The 234-nt window shown below is 70.1% G+C and carries 1 pseudogene; it reads left to right on the forward strand.

Annotated features, from left to right (window positions below):
- Nucleotides 1-234 (forward strand): annotated as a pseudogene (locus ON41_RS30680) (hypothetical protein); the annotation flags it as partial.

Below are 234 nucleotides of genomic sequence, written 5' to 3' on the forward strand. Positions count from 1 at the left end.
CGACCACCAGCCATATCCCCGATTGGCGGCAATTCCCGACCGGTCTCACCGTCGGTGTCGAGGAAGCCTTCGCCGCGGTCCTCGTGACCGCCTGGACCACCGGCGCGCACCTCATCGGCGTCAATCCCGCGTTCGACCAGCGCATCCTGACCGGGATGCTCGCCCGCCACGGCATCACCCCGGCCTGGCACTACCACCCCCGCTGTGTCGCCGACCGCGCCGCCGGATACCTCA

The organism is Nocardia transvalensis NBRC 15921 (assembly GCF_000308875.1).
Lineage (GTDB): Bacteria > Actinomycetota > Actinomycetes > Mycobacteriales > Mycobacteriaceae > Nocardia > Nocardia transvalensis.